The 16,361-nt window shown below is 41.8% G+C and carries 18 protein-coding genes; all 18 read left to right on the forward strand.

What is annotated here, in order from left to right; all coding sequences use genetic code 11:
- The first annotated feature begins 184 nt into the window (after window positions 1-184).
- The gene (locus DRED_RS06060) at window positions 185-2,359 is read left to right on the forward strand and encodes a Tex family protein (RefSeq protein ID WP_011877485.1); all 2,175 of its coding nucleotides are present in this window, start codon (window positions 185-187) and stop codon (window positions 2,357-2,359) included.
- Window positions 2,360-2,466: 107 nt separating this feature from the next.
- A complete protein-coding gene (locus DRED_RS06065) occupies window positions 2,467-2,739 on the forward strand; it encodes a hypothetical protein (RefSeq protein WP_156779724.1) in 273 nt (90 codons plus the stop codon).
- A 187-nt stretch (window positions 2,740-2,926) separates the two neighbouring features.
- Complete coding sequence (locus tag DRED_RS06070; RefSeq protein WP_011877487.1) at window positions 2,927-3,850, forward strand: sugar-binding transcriptional regulator; 924 nt, start codon at window positions 2,927-2,929, stop codon at window positions 3,848-3,850.
- A gap of 77 nt (window positions 3,851-3,927) precedes the next feature.
- Window positions 3,928-4,188, forward strand: coding sequence for an FGGY family carbohydrate kinase (locus tag DRED_RS17845; protein WP_274376916.1), 261 nt, complete (start codon window positions 3,928-3,930; stop codon window positions 4,186-4,188).
- A 5-nt stretch (window positions 4,189-4,193) separates the two neighbouring features.
- Window positions 4,194-4,517 (forward strand): hypothetical protein, encoded by a 324-nt coding sequence (locus DRED_RS19745; protein WP_198006935.1) that lies wholly within the window; start codon window positions 4,194-4,196, stop codon window positions 4,515-4,517.
- A complete protein-coding gene (locus DRED_RS19010; protein WP_049755859.1) occupies window positions 4,430-4,711 on the forward strand; it encodes a hypothetical protein in 282 nt (93 codons plus the stop codon). The genes DRED_RS19745 and DRED_RS19010 overlap by 88 nt, the downstream gene beginning before the upstream one ends.
- Window positions 4,712-4,860: 149 nt before the next feature.
- Window positions 4,861-5,121: a hypothetical protein gene (locus DRED_RS19015; RefSeq protein WP_011877488.1), complete on the forward strand. Its 261-nt coding sequence runs from the start codon at window positions 4,861-4,863 to the stop codon at window positions 5,119-5,121.
- Window positions 5,122-5,152: 31 nt separating this feature from the next.
- A complete protein-coding gene (gene deoC, locus DRED_RS06085; RefSeq protein ID WP_041274826.1) occupies window positions 5,153-5,827 on the forward strand; it encodes a deoxyribose-phosphate aldolase in 675 nt (224 codons plus the stop codon).
- 578 nt (window positions 5,828-6,405) lie between these two features.
- The gene (locus DRED_RS06090; RefSeq protein WP_041274497.1) at window positions 6,406-6,573 is read left to right on the forward strand and encodes a hypothetical protein; all 168 of its coding nucleotides are present in this window, start codon (window positions 6,406-6,408) and stop codon (window positions 6,571-6,573) included.
- A 316-nt stretch (window positions 6,574-6,889) separates the two neighbouring features.
- Window positions 6,890-8,233, forward strand: a complete 1,344-nt coding sequence (lysA, locus tag DRED_RS06095; protein ID WP_011877490.1) for a diaminopimelate decarboxylase — start codon at window positions 6,890-6,892, stop codon at window positions 8,231-8,233.
- 112 nt (window positions 8,234-8,345) lie between these two features.
- Window positions 8,346-11,069: a CBS domain-containing protein gene (locus DRED_RS06100; RefSeq protein ID WP_011877491.1), complete on the forward strand. Its 2,724-nt coding sequence runs from the start codon at window positions 8,346-8,348 to the stop codon at window positions 11,067-11,069.
- Window positions 11,062-11,685, forward strand: a complete 624-nt coding sequence (locus DRED_RS06105) for a site-2 protease family protein (protein WP_011877492.1) — start codon at window positions 11,062-11,064, stop codon at window positions 11,683-11,685. The genes DRED_RS06100 and DRED_RS06105 overlap by 8 nt, the downstream gene beginning before the upstream one ends.
- Before the next feature lie 17 nt (window positions 11,686-11,702).
- Entirely contained in the window at window positions 11,703-12,695 is a 993-nt protein-coding gene (gene trpS, locus DRED_RS06110; protein WP_011877493.1) for a tryptophan--tRNA ligase, read from the forward strand.
- Between the two features lie 44 nt (window positions 12,696-12,739).
- The gene (locus tag DRED_RS06115) at window positions 12,740-13,495 is read left to right on the forward strand and encodes a segregation and condensation protein A (protein WP_011877494.1); all 756 of its coding nucleotides are present in this window, start codon (window positions 12,740-12,742) and stop codon (window positions 13,493-13,495) included.
- 4 nt (window positions 13,496-13,499) lie between these two features.
- The gene (gene scpB, locus DRED_RS06120) at window positions 13,500-14,045 is read left to right on the forward strand and encodes an SMC-Scp complex subunit ScpB (protein WP_011877495.1); all 546 of its coding nucleotides are present in this window, start codon (window positions 13,500-13,502) and stop codon (window positions 14,043-14,045) included.
- A 253-nt stretch (window positions 14,046-14,298) separates the two neighbouring features.
- Window positions 14,299-15,180, forward strand: coding sequence for a Gmad2 immunoglobulin-like domain-containing protein (locus DRED_RS06125; protein WP_011877496.1), 882 nt, complete (start codon window positions 14,299-14,301; stop codon window positions 15,178-15,180).
- Between the two features lie 117 nt (window positions 15,181-15,297).
- On the forward strand, window positions 15,298-15,903 hold the full coding sequence (locus tag DRED_RS06130; RefSeq protein ID WP_238442587.1) for a DUF2953 domain-containing protein: 606 nt from the start codon (window positions 15,298-15,300) through the stop codon (window positions 15,901-15,903).
- On the forward strand, window positions 15,878-16,318 hold the full coding sequence (gene ytfJ / locus DRED_RS06135; RefSeq protein WP_011877498.1) for a GerW family sporulation protein: 441 nt from the start codon (window positions 15,878-15,880) through the stop codon (window positions 16,316-16,318). The genes DRED_RS06130 and ytfJ overlap by 26 nt, the downstream gene beginning before the upstream one ends.
- Window positions 16,319-16,361 lie beyond the last annotated feature (43 nt).

Below are 16,361 nucleotides of genomic sequence, written 5' to 3' on the forward strand. Positions count from 1 at the left end.
AAAAAAGTAGGAAGAGGGATTTCATTATCTAGAGTAAACGGAGATAATGAAATCCCTCCTTTCATCATGAATACATTTTATGGAAAAGATTCCTTTTAGGTTCCTATTATTGGGAGGATGCCGTAGGTGTGATGTCGAAAAAACTTAGGTCTAAGATAAATTTAAGAGTTAGGGGAATAAATCAATGCAAAAGAAGTCAAACCTGAACGCACAAATTGCGAGGGAATTAGCCATTAGAGAGAGTCAAGTGGAACAGACCGCCAAATTACTGGATGATGGAAACACAGTCCCCTTTATAGCACGATATCGTAAGGAAATGACCGGCGAACTGGATGAAGTTCAAATTAGAAAGGTTTTTGAACGATTAACATCCCTGCGCAACCTAGAAAAGAGAAAAGAAGAAGTACTTCATTCTATAGAAGAACAGGGGAAACTTACAGAGGAACTCAGGGCAAAGATAGTGGCTGCTGAGTCAGTGACAGCGGTGGAAGATTTATATCAGCCATATCGCCCCAAAAGGAAAACAAGGGCCAGCGTGGCCAGGGAAAGGGGATTGGAACCGCTGGCCCAATGGTTGTTTATGGCAACTTCCGGGGTACAACCATTAGAAGAGGCAACAAAATACCTGAACCCAGAAATAGGGGTAAATTGTGCTGAGGAAGCACTGCAGGGTGCCATGGATATCATTGCAGAAACTATTTCGGATGATCCCGATACCCGTGGCTGGCTGAGAGGGTTTACTTATCAGCGAGGCGAATTAGTAACAGAGGTAAAGAATCAGGAGGCGGATCAGCGGGGTGTCTACCGAATGTATTATGAACACAGAGAACCCGTTAAAACAGTGCCACCTCACCGAGTGCTAGCGATTAACCGAGGAGAAAAGGAAGAAATCCTAAAGGTAAAAATAGAAGTTTCAGAAGAGACCGTAATGGAGAACCTAAACCGACGTTGGATCTCGATGAAATCCGGAGTAGGGGAGATACTCCAAGAGGCCATAAGGGATGGCTACCGAAGATTGTTGGCCCCTGCTGTGGAAAGAGATATTCGTAATCAATTAACGGAGTCGGCAGAGGAACAGGCTATTTCTGTATTCTCTAAAAACTTAAAGCAGCTATTATTGCAACCTCCTGTGAAAGATAAGATTGTGTTGGGGTTGGATCCTGCTTATCGTACAGGCTGCAAATGGGCGGTGGTTGATAACACAGGCAAATTATTGGAAGTGGGCGTCATCTACCCGACGCCTCCTCAGAAAAAAATTCAGGAGGCCAGGGCTGAAATAAGCCGGTTGGTGGACAAGTATGAAATCGACATCATTGCCATTGGTAATGGTACAGCATCCAGAGAAACCGAGCAGTTTGTAGCTGAGTTGATACAAGACAAAGGCTGGCAAAAGTTGCAATATATCATTGTGAATGAAGCAGGAGCCAGTGTCTACTCTGCATCAGAGTTAGCTGCCAAGGAATTCCCAGGGCTGGATGTTGCCCAACGCAGTGCCGTATCTATTGGACGCAGACTTCAGGACCCGCTGGCTGAGTTGGTAAAGATTGAGCCCAGATCCATTGGAGTGGGCCAATATCAACATGATGTAGCTCCCAAGCGCTTAGAAGAAAGCCTAAAGGGTGTTGTTGAGTCAGCAGTAAATATGGTAGGGGTTGATCTCAACACCGCTTCAGCTTCACTTTTATCCTATGTGTCTGGCATTAATTCAACAGTGGCCAATAATATTGTGCATTACCGTGAAGAAAATGGAAAATTTATTGAAAGGACTCAGTTGAAGAAAGTTCCTCGCTTGGGACCCAAGGCCTTTGAACAAAGCGTAGGTTTCCTTCGTATTATGGACGGCAGCAATGCCCTTGATAAAACTGGGATTCACACGGAATCCTATCCAGTGGTAAAGAAGTTGTTAAAAGAAATTAGCAGTTCCGAAAGGGATATTGGCAGTTCTGAACTGAAAGAAAAGCTTAAACAACTGGACATGGAGAAAACAGCAGAACGATTGGAAACCGGTGTGCCCACCCTAAGGGATATTATTGACGGGCTGCTGCGTCCTGGGAGAGACCCTCGGGAAGATCTGCCGGGTCCCCTTTTCCGCAGTAATATTCTAAAGATTGAAGATCTGCAGGCAGGTATGGAACTTAAAGGTACTGTAAGAAATGTAGTGGATTTTGGAGTTTTTGTGGATGTTGGTCTAAAGAATGACGGTTTGGTGCATCGCAGTGAAATGACAGATCGCCGTTTTCGTCATCCCTTGGATATCGTTTCCGTAGGGGATGTAATCAATGTATGGGTTCTCGCGGTGGATATTGAACGGGGAAGGGTTTCCTTAACTATGAAAGAAAGATTGCCACAAAATCCTTAACCAAATTAAATCTCCATAACAAATAATATTTTAATATTAGCGAAAATTATGTATAATATAATCATTAAAATATACTATAACCTTCAAAAGAAGGGTAGGTCGTGGAGATGTTAACTGACCGAAGAGAATTGTTATGGAGAATTGAAAGGGCTATGCTTTCTATGCAGGCCTTGGGATATAGTGCCGAGCAAATTGAAATGGTACTTAGGGATGTATTTAATCAACAACCTCAGGGCAATTACAGCAACGAGGATTTATTACCACTGGTTGAAAATCTGGAAAAAAGGGTCCATCAGGCGAAACGCTGGATACTTTATTTAAATAGCGGTACCTGTGGCCTGAGTCACGGTCAACCCAAAACACCTTCCTGCGATATGTAGGAAGGTGTTTATTATTATGTGGTGCAGAGTGAAATTAATTTCACGTAAGTAAAATTTTTTTCAAAAAAAGAAGGAAAAATAAAACCAGCAAAGAATAATTATTTCAAAGGTTTAAAAAGTTGCAAAACATCACAAAAAGTCGCAAAAATCTCACGGTTAAGGGGGCGAGATTATCGACATCAAACAGTTGGTCAAAATAGCCAGGTTATATTACGAATTTGGCTATAAACAAGAAGAAATTGCTAAGATGGAGGGCCTTTCAAAGGCAAAGGTAAGCCGTCTTTTAGATAAAGCCCACAAGGAAGGTATCGTAGAAATTAAGGTGGTTTATCCACAACAAGAGGTCCGTGAATTGGCGAAGGAGTTAAGTAATCATTTTGGTTTGAAAAAAGTTGTTGTTGTACCTGTGATCGTGGACCATCCTGATGCGGTACGAAATGATCTTGGGAAGGCCGTTGCTAATTTTTTGCATGAAATTATCCAGAAAAATGATGTTCTTGGTGTCTCTTGGGGAACAACCTTACCCTTTGTGACTAAACAATTAAGTACCGTGGAGGGCAAAGATATTACTGTGGTCCAATTAAATGGAGGTGTAACCAAGAATTACTTGGCATCCCAATCTGGCATCATTGTTGAGGGCTTTGTCCATGCCTTTCAGGCTACTCCCTATATGTTACCAGTGCCTACCATCGTAGATAGTATCGAATTAGCAACAGCCATCGTAAATGATTCAAATGTAAAACAAGCCATGATCCTTGCAAAACAGGCTAGGATTGCTTTGTTTGGTATTGGGCGGGCAAGTTATGATTCTGTATTAGTAGAGGCTGGTTATTTCAAAAAAGGCAAATATGACGAATTACTAGCAAAGGGAGCAGTGGGAGATATCTGTTCACGGTTTTTCCGTCTGGATGGCAGTATTGTGGATGAAGAGTTAAATCAAAGAACCGTGGGCATTGGCCTTGAGGAATTAGCCAATAAGGAATATTCCATTGCTGTGGCTAATGGAGAAGAAAAGGCAGCGGCAATTATCGGAGCCCTTCGCGGCAAATATGTCAATACACTTTTTATCGATGAAGCAGCAGCACAAAAATGTTTGGAACTGATAAATTAACCTAAAGGAGATGCTAAAAATGCAAAAAAACTTCTCCTAGGCACGGACTTTGGTACCCAGGGAGTACGGGTGGCCATATTAACACAGATGATAGTTTGGTAGGGATGTCCTTTGCTGAATATCCCACTGTTTACCCGCAACCAGGTTGGGCAGAGCAAAGCCCCTCTAAATGGTGGCAGGCCTTCAAAAAAGCATTAGCTTGTTGTCGTACTACGGTTCAAGATATTAACAGAATTGCTGGTTTAACCATTTGTTCCACCTCATCCACCGTATTGGCAGTGGATGAGGCAGGAAATCCATTGACTGAGGCCATTCTCTGGTGGATAACAGGGCGGTAAGGGAAATGGAAAAGGTTAACCGTTCTGCACATCAATGTCTAAAATATTCTGGTGGATCCGATTCAGTGGAATGGATGATACCTAAGGTTTTGTGGTTTAAGAATCATCGTCCCGAGATTTATCAGAATTGCTATTTAATTATCGAGAAACAGGATTGGCTAAATTATCAGTTTACCGGTAAATGGGTATCTTCCCGATGTACAGTCACCTGTAAGTGGAATTATGTAGATATCGAGGGCGGTTGGTCAATAGATTTTATGAAGGAAATTGGATTGGGGGATTTCCAAAAAAACTGCCCATTAATGTTGTTCCTGTTGGCAAACTGGTAGGGAAAGTAACCATTGCAGCAGCGGAAGAGACTGGCCTACCGACGGGGATACCAGTTTTTCAAGGTGGTATTAATGCCCATATCGACATGTTGGGTATGGGTGTGGTGGAACATGGTCAGATGAGTATTATCATGGGTACTAGTTTTGTTCATCTGGCCCATACCCCCAAGCCAATTTTTTGCCCAGGATTTTAGTAGCAACAGGCTAGGAATATCCATTATCTATCAAGAGTTATCGCTGATGCCGAACCTATCCGTGGCTGAAAATATTTACTTGGGCAAGTACCCAAAGAAATACGGTTGTTTGGTTGATTGGAAAATTTGTAATATTAAAATGTTCTAGCATGATGGATATTGTTTATCAACACGTGAAAAAATTGAGAGTTGTCACACCTTCCGTCAAGACACCAGTAAAAAACTTGAGTGGTGGTAATCAACAAAAAAACGATCCCCAATTATTAGGTAAAATGGCTGTTGAAACTGCTTTGGGCGTATTAGAAGGAAAGAAATATCCTAAATTTATCGATGCGGGGACTCAGCCCATTACCAAGGATAATGCAGCTCAATTGGTAAATGATAAGCTTGTATTTGCTGCAGGTAAATAAGTAGGATAATAAGGAGGTAGCAAAATTGTCTATGAACGCAAAAGAGCTGGCAAAAATGATTGACCATACAGTACTGAAAGCCGTTGCCAGTAAGAAAGATATTGTAATGCTTTGTCAGGAAGCAAAGGAATATGGTTTTGCCTCTGTCTGTATAAACCCATTTTTTGTACCTCTGGCAGTAGAACAACTAAAAGACAGTGAAGTTGTAGTCTGCACTGTGATTGGTTTCCCTCTGGGTAGCACCACCACTGCTTCCAAAGTAGCTGAGACGGTTGAGGCAGTTCAAAATGGGGCGAAGGAAGTGGATATGGTCATCAACGTAGGCGCTCTAAAGGACGGCCAGACGGAAGTCGTTTTCAATGATATGAAGGCTGTGGTAGAAGCGGCCCAGAGTGTTAATCCTGAGGCCATTACCAAAGTTATCATTGAGACTTGCTACCTAACCAAGGAGGAAAAAATCCAAGCCTGTGAACTAGCCAAGAAAGCCGGTGCGCATTTTGTGAAAACCAGTACTGGCTTTGGGTCCGGTGGTGCTACCACAGAGGATGTTGCCTTGATGCGGCAAATTGTTGGCCCCAATCTGGGTGTGAAGGCTTCTGGAGGCATCAAGAATGCTCGAGATGCCTTGGCTATGATGCAAGCTGGAGCCAGTCGGATCGGTGCCAGTGCAGGTGTTGCTATTGTCCAAGAACTAAAGGGTATATAAACCTAACAAGGCCATCACTAAACAGTGATGGCTTTGTTAGTAAGGAGATAGTAACGAATGGATCAGGTGGACCAATAATCAAAACCGAGACCACTTTTCTGGTTGGAATGGTGCTGCGAATGCTCTGGCGGGAATAATTGCCCCTCTATTGGGAGGGGGAGTGATTAGCCTTCTAGGAGATAGTAAAGGATACGTTGTTGTTTTTATCCTCACCATAATTTGTTTTTTTTGGCAATCTTTTCAAGCCGAGGCATTATCAATAAGCCTAGGGCACATTGCGGTTGCTTTTTGAGAGCCAAGCGACGAATCAATGGGGACTGGCTGCGGGTTAGCCTGACGATGGTTCTGTCAGAGGGTTGCGAGAAGGGGCCATGTCTTTTTTGCTGATTCTTCTATTTTATGAGTTAACCATTTTTAGACGGGATACCTAACAATCATAGGGAATACAGAATTAAATTCAGTGCATTTAAGAGCACTGGGATGAATAGGAATATAGACTAGGATTTACCGGTTGCCTCTATGGTATTTCTCTTATATAATTAGTAGTCTAGTTAGAAAACATGGGAGGGGTGCTCTTAATGTCTGATAACACCGTTCGTGATTACGTATTGTCCTCCGAAGAACTGAAAGAGATCTGGGCGAAGTACGGCAAACCAGGAGAAATTGCACCAGGTACCAAAGCTGCTAAAAAACGCAATGCCAGAAGAAGCCAAGATAATGCAGAGTCAGTGGATAAATCCAACTAATACGATAGGTTTTCTTACTGCATCTAAGCAGTAGGAAACCTTTTTTTTTATTGTATTTAAAAGAATATTAATAATTTTATCCATACATATTTGCCAAGGAACGCCTACCAAGTATACAGCATTATAAAGGCCTTTGCATTGACACATTTTTTTTAACTATGATATAATTTACCACAATTTTAATGCCTCTTGCGGAGAACGGCGGCCCAAGAAATACTTGAGGCCGTTATTTTATGAATTAATTACCAAAATAAGGAACGTCCTTTTTGTGGCAGAGATAATCATAAATGGATACTATAATTCAGGAGGGAAACAAATGAGATTGCTAGGAACTATGCGTTTTAATGATAAGCGTCACTTAGAAATCGGCGGTTGTGATACCGTGGAACTGGCAAAAAAGTATGGAACTCCTTTATATGTCATAGATGAAGCACTATTTAGGCAAAATTGCCAGAATTATTACAGGTCATTTACCGAAGAATACGGAACGGAAGTAATCTATGCAAGTAAAACGTTAAGCAACCTAGCCATTTGTACAATTGTGGAACAAGAGGGTTTAGGTTTGGATGTGGTATCCGGCGGAGAATTATTTACAGCAGCCAAAGCACGTTTTCCAATGGAACGGGTATACTTCCATGGCAACAATAAATCACCAGATGAATTACGGTTAGCATTGGATTATAAAGTTGGTCGTATTGTAGTTGATAACCTGTATGAGTTAGAACTGTTAAATGCTATTGCAGGTGAAAAGGATACGAAAGCATCCATTATTCTCCGTTTAAGTCCTGGGGTAGAGGCTCATACCCATGAATATATTAAGACAGGCCAAATTGACTCTAAATTCGGCTTGGCTATAGAAAATGGTATGGCCATGTCCGCTGTAATGCGTAGCCTGGAGTTATCCAATATTCTTTTAAAGGGTATCCACTGTCATATTGGATCACAGATTTTTGAGTTGGCATCCTATGCCCATGCTGCTGAAGTAATGATGAACTTTGTCCAGAAAATTTTCCAAGAAACGGGCTATTTGGCGGAAGAGCTTAATCTGGGTGGTGGTTTAGGAATTTACTACTCCGAAGGAGATTATCCACGTTCCGTAAAAGAATACGCAGATATTTTAATGAGTGCTGTCAGGGCAAAGGCTGCTGAGTTTGATATACCTGCGCCCAAGGTAATCGTAGAACCTGGTAGGTCCATTTCCGGTCCTTCCGGAACAACATTGTATCGTATAGGTGCTATTAAGGACATTCCTGGCATTCGAAAGTATGTGTCCGTTGACGGTGGGATGAGTGACAACCCTCGTCCAGCTTTGTATAAGTCTAAATATGAAGCCTGTTTAGCCAACCGTGTGAATGAAGAACCCATTGAGCAGGTTTCTATTGCAGGGAAATGTTGTGAATCTGGAGATATGTTGATCTGGGACATTAAATTGCCGGTAATAACCACTGGGGATATTTTGGCAATATCTTGTACCGGGGCCTACAATTATTCCATGTCTATGAACTACAATAGATTACCCCGTCCGGCAATGGTTTTGGTGTGTGAGGGTAAAGCAGATTTGATTGTAAAGCGGGAAGATTATGCAGATATCATTCGTAATGATGTGATGCCCCAACGGCTATGCAACTCCCGGATTAAATTAGCCTCTTCTTCGCGGTAAACAAGGCAAGGTAATTACAGCACCCTACGGGGGTGCTTTTTTCTTGGCGGTTACTATGGTATAATTTAATGTATTTACATAAATATACTTTTTTTCCTGGGGGGTCTACCAATTGGAGATTATTACAACTCACGTCAATACAGATTTAGATGGACTGGCCGCAGTGGTGGCAGCCCAGAAACTATATCCCGGGGCTGAGTTGATTTTTCCCGGGAAATTATCTCGAAACGTTGAAGAATTTTTGGCACTACATAAAGACACCCTCAAAAATGTTCGTAGTATCAAAGATATCAATATTGACAAAGTTAAACGTATTATAATGGTAGATACCAAAAGCCCTGGACGAGTTTCAAAATTAAAAGAGTTATTCAATCGCCCTGAGGTGGAGGTACATATATACGACCACCATCCACGGGCGGAGGGAGATGTTTGTGGTAAGGTCGAAGTCGTTGAAACAGTTGGGGCAGCTACAACCCTTCTTATTGAAAGAATTCGTGCTAAAGGGTTAGAAATCACTCCCTTAGAAGCAACCATTATGGCCCTGGGAATTTATGAGGATACTGGCTGTCTGGTCTTTACCAGTACCACTCCAAGGGATATTCGGGCAGCTGCATTTCTATTGGAACAAGGGGCAAACCTAGCAGTGGTGGCTGACTTCTTAGGTCGTCCTTTAACCCAAGACCAAAAATCCCTGCTCAAAAAACTTTTGGTTACCGCAGAACACCATCAAATTAATGGGACCAAAGTTCTCATAGCCCGGGGCAATGTGGATGAATTTGTAGGGGGATTAGCTTTACTAACCCATAAATTGTCTGAGATTGAGCGCACCGATGCAGTTTTTGCTGTGGTGGAGATGGAGGACCGGGTTCATTTAGTGGGTCGTTGTGCTCTTAAGGAAGTAAACTGCAAGGATATTATGGTCGAATTTGGAGGCGGAGGACACCCGGCGGCTGCATCTGCAACGGTGAAGGGCAAAACCGTAGAGGAAATTGCAGAAAGATTGTTGGAGTTAGTTAAAGAAAAGATTCATCCCCTGCTAACAGTTAAGGATATTATGTCAAGTCCTGTGAAAATGGTATTTCCTGAAACAACCATCGAAGAAGCCGGTAAAATTATGCTCCGTTATGGGCATACAGGTTTACCAGTTATTAAAGATGGAAAACTGTCGGGGGTCATTTCCAGGCGGGACGTTGAAAAAGCTACCCATCATGGATTGGGACATGCTCCGGTAAAGGGTTACATGACAACAAATGTGATAACTGTACAAAAGGATATGAACATTCATGATGTTCAGGATTTAATGATAGAAAAGGATATCGGTAGACTTCCTGTGGTAGAGGGAAATATGGTCATTGGTATTGTTTCTCGTACCGATGTATTACAAACCCTTCACGAAGGTTTTAAGGGACGGTATTCTACAACCTATAACGAAAAACAAAATGCCAAGACAGCTCATATTCGGCCTGATATGCAGCGGGCATTACCCAGTCGTATCATGAATATTCTTACGAAGGCCGGTGAGGTAGCTGAAGGATTGAATTACCAGGTTTATGCTGTGGGCGGCTTGGTACGAGATGTATTGCTGAAAGTGGAAAACCTGGATGTTGATCTGGTGGTAGAGGGTAACGGTATTGAAATGGCCAATGAACTGGCCAAGGTCATCGGGGGAAGGGTGCGCCCCCATGAGAAATTTGGTACGGCAGAGATAATATTTCCGGACGGTTACTGGGTAGATGTCGTTACCGCCAGGGTGGAATATTATGAGTACCCTGCTGCCCTGCCACAGGTCGAACAATCCTCCTTGAAGCATGATCTCTACCGAAGAGATTTCACCATTAATGCTATGGCTGTGGCTTTAAATCCGGAACGATTCGGAGAATTAGTAGATTATTTCAATGGTAGAGAAGATCTGCAAAATGGAGCCATTCGAGTCTTACATAATCTGAGTTTTATTGAAGATCCTACTCGCATCCTTAGGGCGATTCGATTTGAACAACGATATGACATGGATATTGAACCCCAAACCCTGCGTTTAATTAAAGAGGCTGTCCGAGAAAAAGTGATCGCTCGCCTTTCCACTGAACGGATGTGGGGGGAACTTAAACATATTCTGGAGGAAGCAGATCCGGAACACATGTTGGACCGGTTGTCGGAGTTAGGTGTGTGGGATTATCTGTTCCCGGAAATCACCTTCTGGGAAGTTCAATATGTTATCAGTGAAATTCCCCAGGCATTGATGATTCTTCGTAACTGGGGATGGGCAGAACCCGCTGAAAAATGGTTACCTTATTTTCTGTCAATCCTACACCTAACTGCCCAGGAAACTGCCTATACCATCTGCCAACGCTATAATTTAGGTCGCAGGCAAACTGAAAAGGTACTGGACACCATTGCCTATGGCAGAGTTGCCTTGAGAAGATTGTCTGCCACAGAAGAAGTACCTCTTTCGGAACTAACAAAGATTGTCCAAACTTTGCCCAGAGAAGCTTATCCTATGTTCTTAACCCTACTGGAAGATAAGAACGCCATTCGCCGCTTTCGGTTGGTAATGGAATCGGTCAATAAAAATAAACCAACTGTAAATGGAAAAGATATTAGGGATATGGGTTATCAACCAGGCCCTATGTATCGTCGGGCCTTGGACTCGGTTTGGCAAGCTCGATTAGACGGTATGGTTCAAACCCGGGAAGAGGAATTGGAATATATCCGTTCCTTTTTAGAGCATAACAACGCTCCTAAAATACAACCGAAGCAGCCAAAACCCCCTATGCAAGATAATTGGCTAAAGAGGGGGAGCAAAGGAAAGAAAGCGAAGGGGACGAAGCCACTTGTTTAATTTTCCAACCTTAAGAGAGTTATTGTTAATGGCCCCTCCCATTTTGTTTGCCTTAACCCTGCATGAGTATGCCCATGCCTACGTTGCCTATCGATTGGGGGACAAAACTGCCTACTACGAAGGAAGGCTGACAGCCAATCCTCTTAGGCACTTGGATCCACTAGGTACGCTGCTATTGTTTATTGCAGGTTTTGGTTGGGCTAAGCCGGTACCAGTAAATCCCTTTTACTTCGATGACAGAAAGAAGGGTATGATGCTGGTTTCATTGGCAGGACCTGCTACCAACTTGTTGTTGGCACTGGTCGCTGCTGTAGTATTTGGTTTGATGAAACCTTCGGGCTGGCTATTCTTTATGTTAAGCTATTTTATTTATATTAACGTTTTACTGGCAGTTTTTAATTTTTTGCCCATTCCTCCACTGGATGGTTCCAAAATATTGGCAGGTATTTTACCAGGACGTCAGGAGTGGCTTTATCAGTTGGAGCGTTATGGGACAGCCATTTTGTTGGTACTTATTATTTTTGGTTTTCTAAGCCCAATTCTTCAATTTTTTATTAACCCTATTGTAGATTTACTAAATGCACTGGCAACTACCATTGCCAGCTTGCCACTATAAGCTAAAGGAGAATGTATATGGCTACCAAAGGAGTTATTTTAAGCGGAATGAGGCCTACGGGTCGGTTACATTTAGGACACCAAAGTGTACTTAATAATTGGGTTCGCTTGCAGGAAGAGTACGATTGCTTTTTCATGGTGGCGGATTGGCATGCCCTAACTACAGGGTGGGAAGAATCCAAAGAAATACATTCTAATACCATTGAAATGGTGGCAGATTGGTTAGCAACGGGACTGAATCCCGAAAAATGTGCTATTTTTAGACAGTCTGCCATATTGGAACATGCAGAGTTACATTTACTGTTTTCAATGACTACTCCTCTGTCCTGGTTGGAAAGAGTACCGACCTATAAAGATCAAATTCAAAAATTAGGCGAAATGGGCAAGGATATTAACACCTATGGCTTCTTGGGATACCCTTTGTTAATGGCAGCAGATATTTTAATCTATAAAGCCACTACCGTACCTGTTGGAGAGGATCAGATACCCCATGTTGAGTTGACAAGGGAGTTGGCCCGTCGTTTTAATCATTTGTTTAAACCGGTATTTCCTGAGCCCCAGGCTATAGTAAACAAAGAGGTAGCGGTATTACCCGGAGTTGATGGTGCCAAAATGAGTAAAAGTTATCATAACTATATTTTTATTGGTGCTGATGTCGAGGAAATTAAGAAGAATGTTAATCTGATGGTCACGGATCCAGCCCGTATTCGTAAGACAGACCCTGGTAATCCGGATGTTTGTGTGGTTCATAAATTTCACCGTATTTACAACCCCGATGTCCTGAAAGGGATTGAGACGGAGTGCCGGGCCGGTCAAATTGGCTGTGTAGCCTGTAAAAAACAATTGGCAGGAGTTTTAGAACAAAATTTAGCACCCATCCGGGAACGCAGAGAAGATATTTTAGCTAAAAAAGGATATATTGAAGAAATTTTACAAGCCGGTGAAGAAAAAGCCAGGGAGTCTGCAAGAAAGACGATGGAACAGGTTCGAGAAGCAATCTTAGGCCAATAGTGTTTAAATATTTATAATAATTCAAGGTATGTGAGTGATTCTTATTGTCTTATGCGGTAAAGCTGTCAACCTTTGAGGGTCCCTTAGATTTGTTGTTACATTTAATTGATAAAGACCAAATTAACATCTATGATATTCCCATTGCCCAAATCACCTCCCAGTACCTTACCTACATTGAACAGATGCAGACCTTGGACATGGATGTGGCCAGTGAATTTTTAGTTATGGCTTCATCACTGGTATCTATCAAAGCAAGGATGCTCTTACCACGTACCAAGGTAGGACCAGAAACAGAGGAAGAGGAAGGGCCTGACCCCCGTGAGGAATTGGTACAGAAACTGCTGGAATATAAGAAATTTAAAGAAGTTGCATCATTTTTAAAAAATCAAGAACGACAGGCCGGGAAGGTTTATACAAGGAATAATCATATTGATATGTACCAACATTTATTTAGACCAATGGATCCCCTCTGCGGGGTTACCATAGAAAAACTTTTGACTTCATTGCAAAGTGTTTTACAGCGGGCTGGGGCAAATTTGACAATTCCCGGTGAGATTACCAGGGAAGAAATTCAAGTTCCTGAAAAAATGAGACAGTTGCTGGCAATGCTTGTTTTATATCCTGAAGGAATGGTCTTTAGTAGGCTCTTTGCCAATACTGCCAGCCCTACGGAAATTGTGGTAACCTTTATGGCTATATTAGAGTTATTAAAGGGTGGTCAAATATCTGTGGTTCAAAATGAGACCTTTGGTGAGATTACCATCTTGCGTCGAGCTCAGGTTTTATCTGAGGAGGCATAGGATTTTGGCAGTATTATTTAGAGATCAAACAAAATCAGCCTTAGAAGCACTTCTCTTTGTGGCCAGTGAACCCCTTACTGTGCAAGCATTGGCACGAATCGTAGAAATTGATGTGGCAGACGCATTGGAACTCCTCTTGGAATTGGCAAAGGAATACCAAGACAGGCCCGGAGGTTTAAAAATAGTCCAAGTGTCGGATACCTGGCAAATATGTACAAGGCCAGAGTGTGCACCATATATAGAAAGGTTGTACCGTAAAAGTGGTACAGGCTTATCAAAGGCTGCCATAGAAACCCTGGCCATCATTGCCTACCGACAGCCCATCACTCGATCCGAGGTTGAAATGATACGGGGGGTTAAAGTAGATTCACCCATTAATACTTTGCTGGAAAGAAATTTGATAGAAGAAAAGGGAAGGCGAGAAGGACCTGGTAGACCGGTCCTTTATGGAACCACCCTGGAATTTCTAAAACATTTTGGTTTAAAGGATGTATCAGAACTGCCACCCCTCGAAGAGTTTTTGGTCGAGGGAGAAACAATTGATATTTAGGTATAAAAAGTAAGAGTCAGGGGTTGGCTCTTACTTTTTTGTATATTGAAAGGAATCTATGTGGCTCTACTACTTTAAGAATCGACAGCTATAGATACAGGAAATCTCTTTAATAGTTTGTTAATAAGGAAACCAAGTTTTTTTACGATAAAATTTTTAATAAAGAAGAGTAAAGAGTACAAAAATCAGTTTAAAATGCATATTTAACCACAAAATGTTAAAAATAATAATAAAAACCACGGGAGGGTAATTTATGAATAATTTTTTCAGAAGCCTATGTATTACTTTACTTATTCTAATACCACTTGGCTGTACACCTGCCAAAAAGCCAGAGGTTCAAACACAACCAAAAACCATCGTTGTACCAGATGTTTCTAGAATAACCTTTGAAAGCATTGATTTTGAAAAATCACCAGAGATTGTTCAGGCCCTGGCTAAAAATTATCAAGAAAAACATTTTGCTACCTGGACAACTGTGAATGGTACCAATTATATTGTCGTAAGTCGTAAAAATTTACCCGCAGGGAAGGATATTCAGATCACAGAAATTGAACGTAGGATTCCTGCCAATGATTTCGATTGGGTTAATGTTAAACTTCAATACAAAAATATATTAGCTGAAGCTAATAATCAAGAGAAAAATGAAATGGAAAAACCATTGGTGGTTTCTTTTACAATGGACAGGCCTGTAAAGGCCCTTGGCTTTGAAATCCAGAAAGAGAAAACCCAAGAAACGAAGCCTGTTCCCGTTCCTGCCCCTATCCCTACTCCAGGACCAACTCCTCAAGGAACAACCAATAAGACTGCGGAAAAAGGCATAAAACTTAGTATGCCCAAACCTGGCGAAGGAGTGACAACTCCAGTTAAGGTTTCGGGAACGTCGAAGGGAGTAGATGGTACCATAAGAATACGAATTAAAGATTCAAACGGGATAACACTGGTGGAAAAGCCTGTTGCCATGAATGGGGGAACATTTAGCGGGAGCATGGGTTTTAGTCCGCCCGCCAATCCTGAGAAGGGGACTGTGGAAGCCTTTGTTAATGGGGAAGGTGGAGTAGAAAAGGATATGGTTGCTGTTCCAGTTACCATTTTACCAAATTCCACCAATGAACCAGAACCTATTGGTGCACCATAGACTGCAAGAACAAAAGGATAGGGCTGGAATGAAAGGAGTGACCAAAGTCTGTTAGCATTTTATGGTTTACTCGGATTAGGACTGTTACTGGCTTTGGTCCTCGTTTCCCATATCAAAGTGCATTTTAAATATTTTCGTGTTGCAGAGGATGATACAATTAGTTTTGAATTTTTTCTTTTGGGTTTTATTCATTATAAAATTGAAGTACCAGTTGTCATATTTCAACAGAAGCTCTCGGGTATTTCTCTAACAACCCGAACAGAATTAGAAACTGGTGGTGATCATTCGGAGGAATTGCTGGGTAAGCAAGAAAAGCGTACTATTTCAAGCATAGGGGAAGCAAAAAACCTTTGTCACCGCTGGTGGCCGTTCTTTAGAGCTATAAAACCTGATATGGACTATCTACTGGCACACCTAAGTTTGGAACGTTTTGTTTGGAAGCTTAGAATTGGTACAGGAGATGCCGCGGTAACGGGCATCATTACAGGTGTGGCCTGGGGCATTATGGGTAGCATTACTTCATTATTTTATAAAAAAATAGCTACCAACAAACCAGAACCAGAGCTTCAGGTAGAACCAAACTTCAAAAAAGAAGTATTTTCAACTTCAATAGACTGCATATTTAAAATACGTGTTGTAAATATTATGGTTACTGGTATTAAAATTCTTCAAAAAAAGGTAAAAAGACGGGGGGTGAATGATGTTGTCAGAACATCCCATTGAAGGTTTAATGAAAACAGCCATGGAAAGTATAAAAGAAATGGTGGATGTTAACACAGTGGTTGGTGACCCAGTAGAAACACCGGATGGTAGTGTTATTATTCCAGTCTCCAGGGTAGCCTGCGGTTTTGCTGCTGGTGGTGGGGAATATTCAGCAGGGATCAGCGCTAAAAACAATAGTAATGGAGATTCAGTTGGTTCACCCTTTGGCGGTGGCAGTGGAGCAGGTGTATCTGTACAACCAATGGGTTTCCTTGTGGTTGGTAATGGTCAGATACGCCTATTGCCGGTAGATGATAGCCATGCATTATTTGATCGTTTGATCGATGCAGCTCCGCAAATGTTAAATCAAATACAAAACATGTTTAACAAATGCGATAAAAAAAATACAGATAGTAATACACAACCGATTGTATAAAAGTGGGATATTCCCACTTTTTTATTTTTACAGTATAGTCATT

Source organism: Desulforamulus reducens MI-1, assembly GCF_000016165.1.
Classification (GTDB): domain Bacteria; phylum Bacillota; class Desulfotomaculia; order Desulfotomaculales; family Desulfotomaculaceae; genus Desulfotomaculum; species Desulfotomaculum reducens.

Coding starts and splice junctions, on each gene's coding strand:
- DRED_RS06060 (WP_011877485.1), top strand. CDS start 185: ATGCAAAAGAAGTCAAACCTGAACGCACAAATTGCGAGGGAATTAGCC.
- DRED_RS06065 (WP_156779724.1), top strand. CDS start 2,467: ATGTTAACTGACCGAAGAGAATTGTTATGGAGAATTGAAAGGGCTATG.
- DRED_RS19745 (WP_198006935.1), top strand. CDS start 4,194: ATGGAAAAGGTTAACCGTTCTGCACATCAATGTCTAAAATATTCTGGT.
- DRED_RS19015 (WP_011877488.1), top strand. CDS start 4,861: ATGATGGATATTGTTTATCAACACGTGAAAAAATTGAGAGTTGTCACA.
- deoC (WP_041274826.1), top strand. CDS start 5,153: ATGAACGCAAAAGAGCTGGCAAAAATGATTGACCATACAGTACTGAAA.
- DRED_RS06090 (WP_041274497.1), top strand. CDS start 6,406: ATGTCTGATAACACCGTTCGTGATTACGTATTGTCCTCCGAAGAACTG.
- lysA (WP_011877490.1), top strand. CDS start 6,890: ATGAGATTGCTAGGAACTATGCGTTTTAATGATAAGCGTCACTTAGAA.
- trpS (WP_011877493.1), top strand. CDS start 11,703: ATGGCTACCAAAGGAGTTATTTTAAGCGGAATGAGGCCTACGGGTCGG.
- DRED_RS06125 (WP_011877496.1), top strand. CDS start 14,299: ATGAATAATTTTTTCAGAAGCCTATGTATTACTTTACTTATTCTAATA.
- ytfJ (WP_011877498.1), top strand. CDS start 15,878: ATGATGTTGTCAGAACATCCCATTGAAGGTTTAATGAAAACAGCCATG.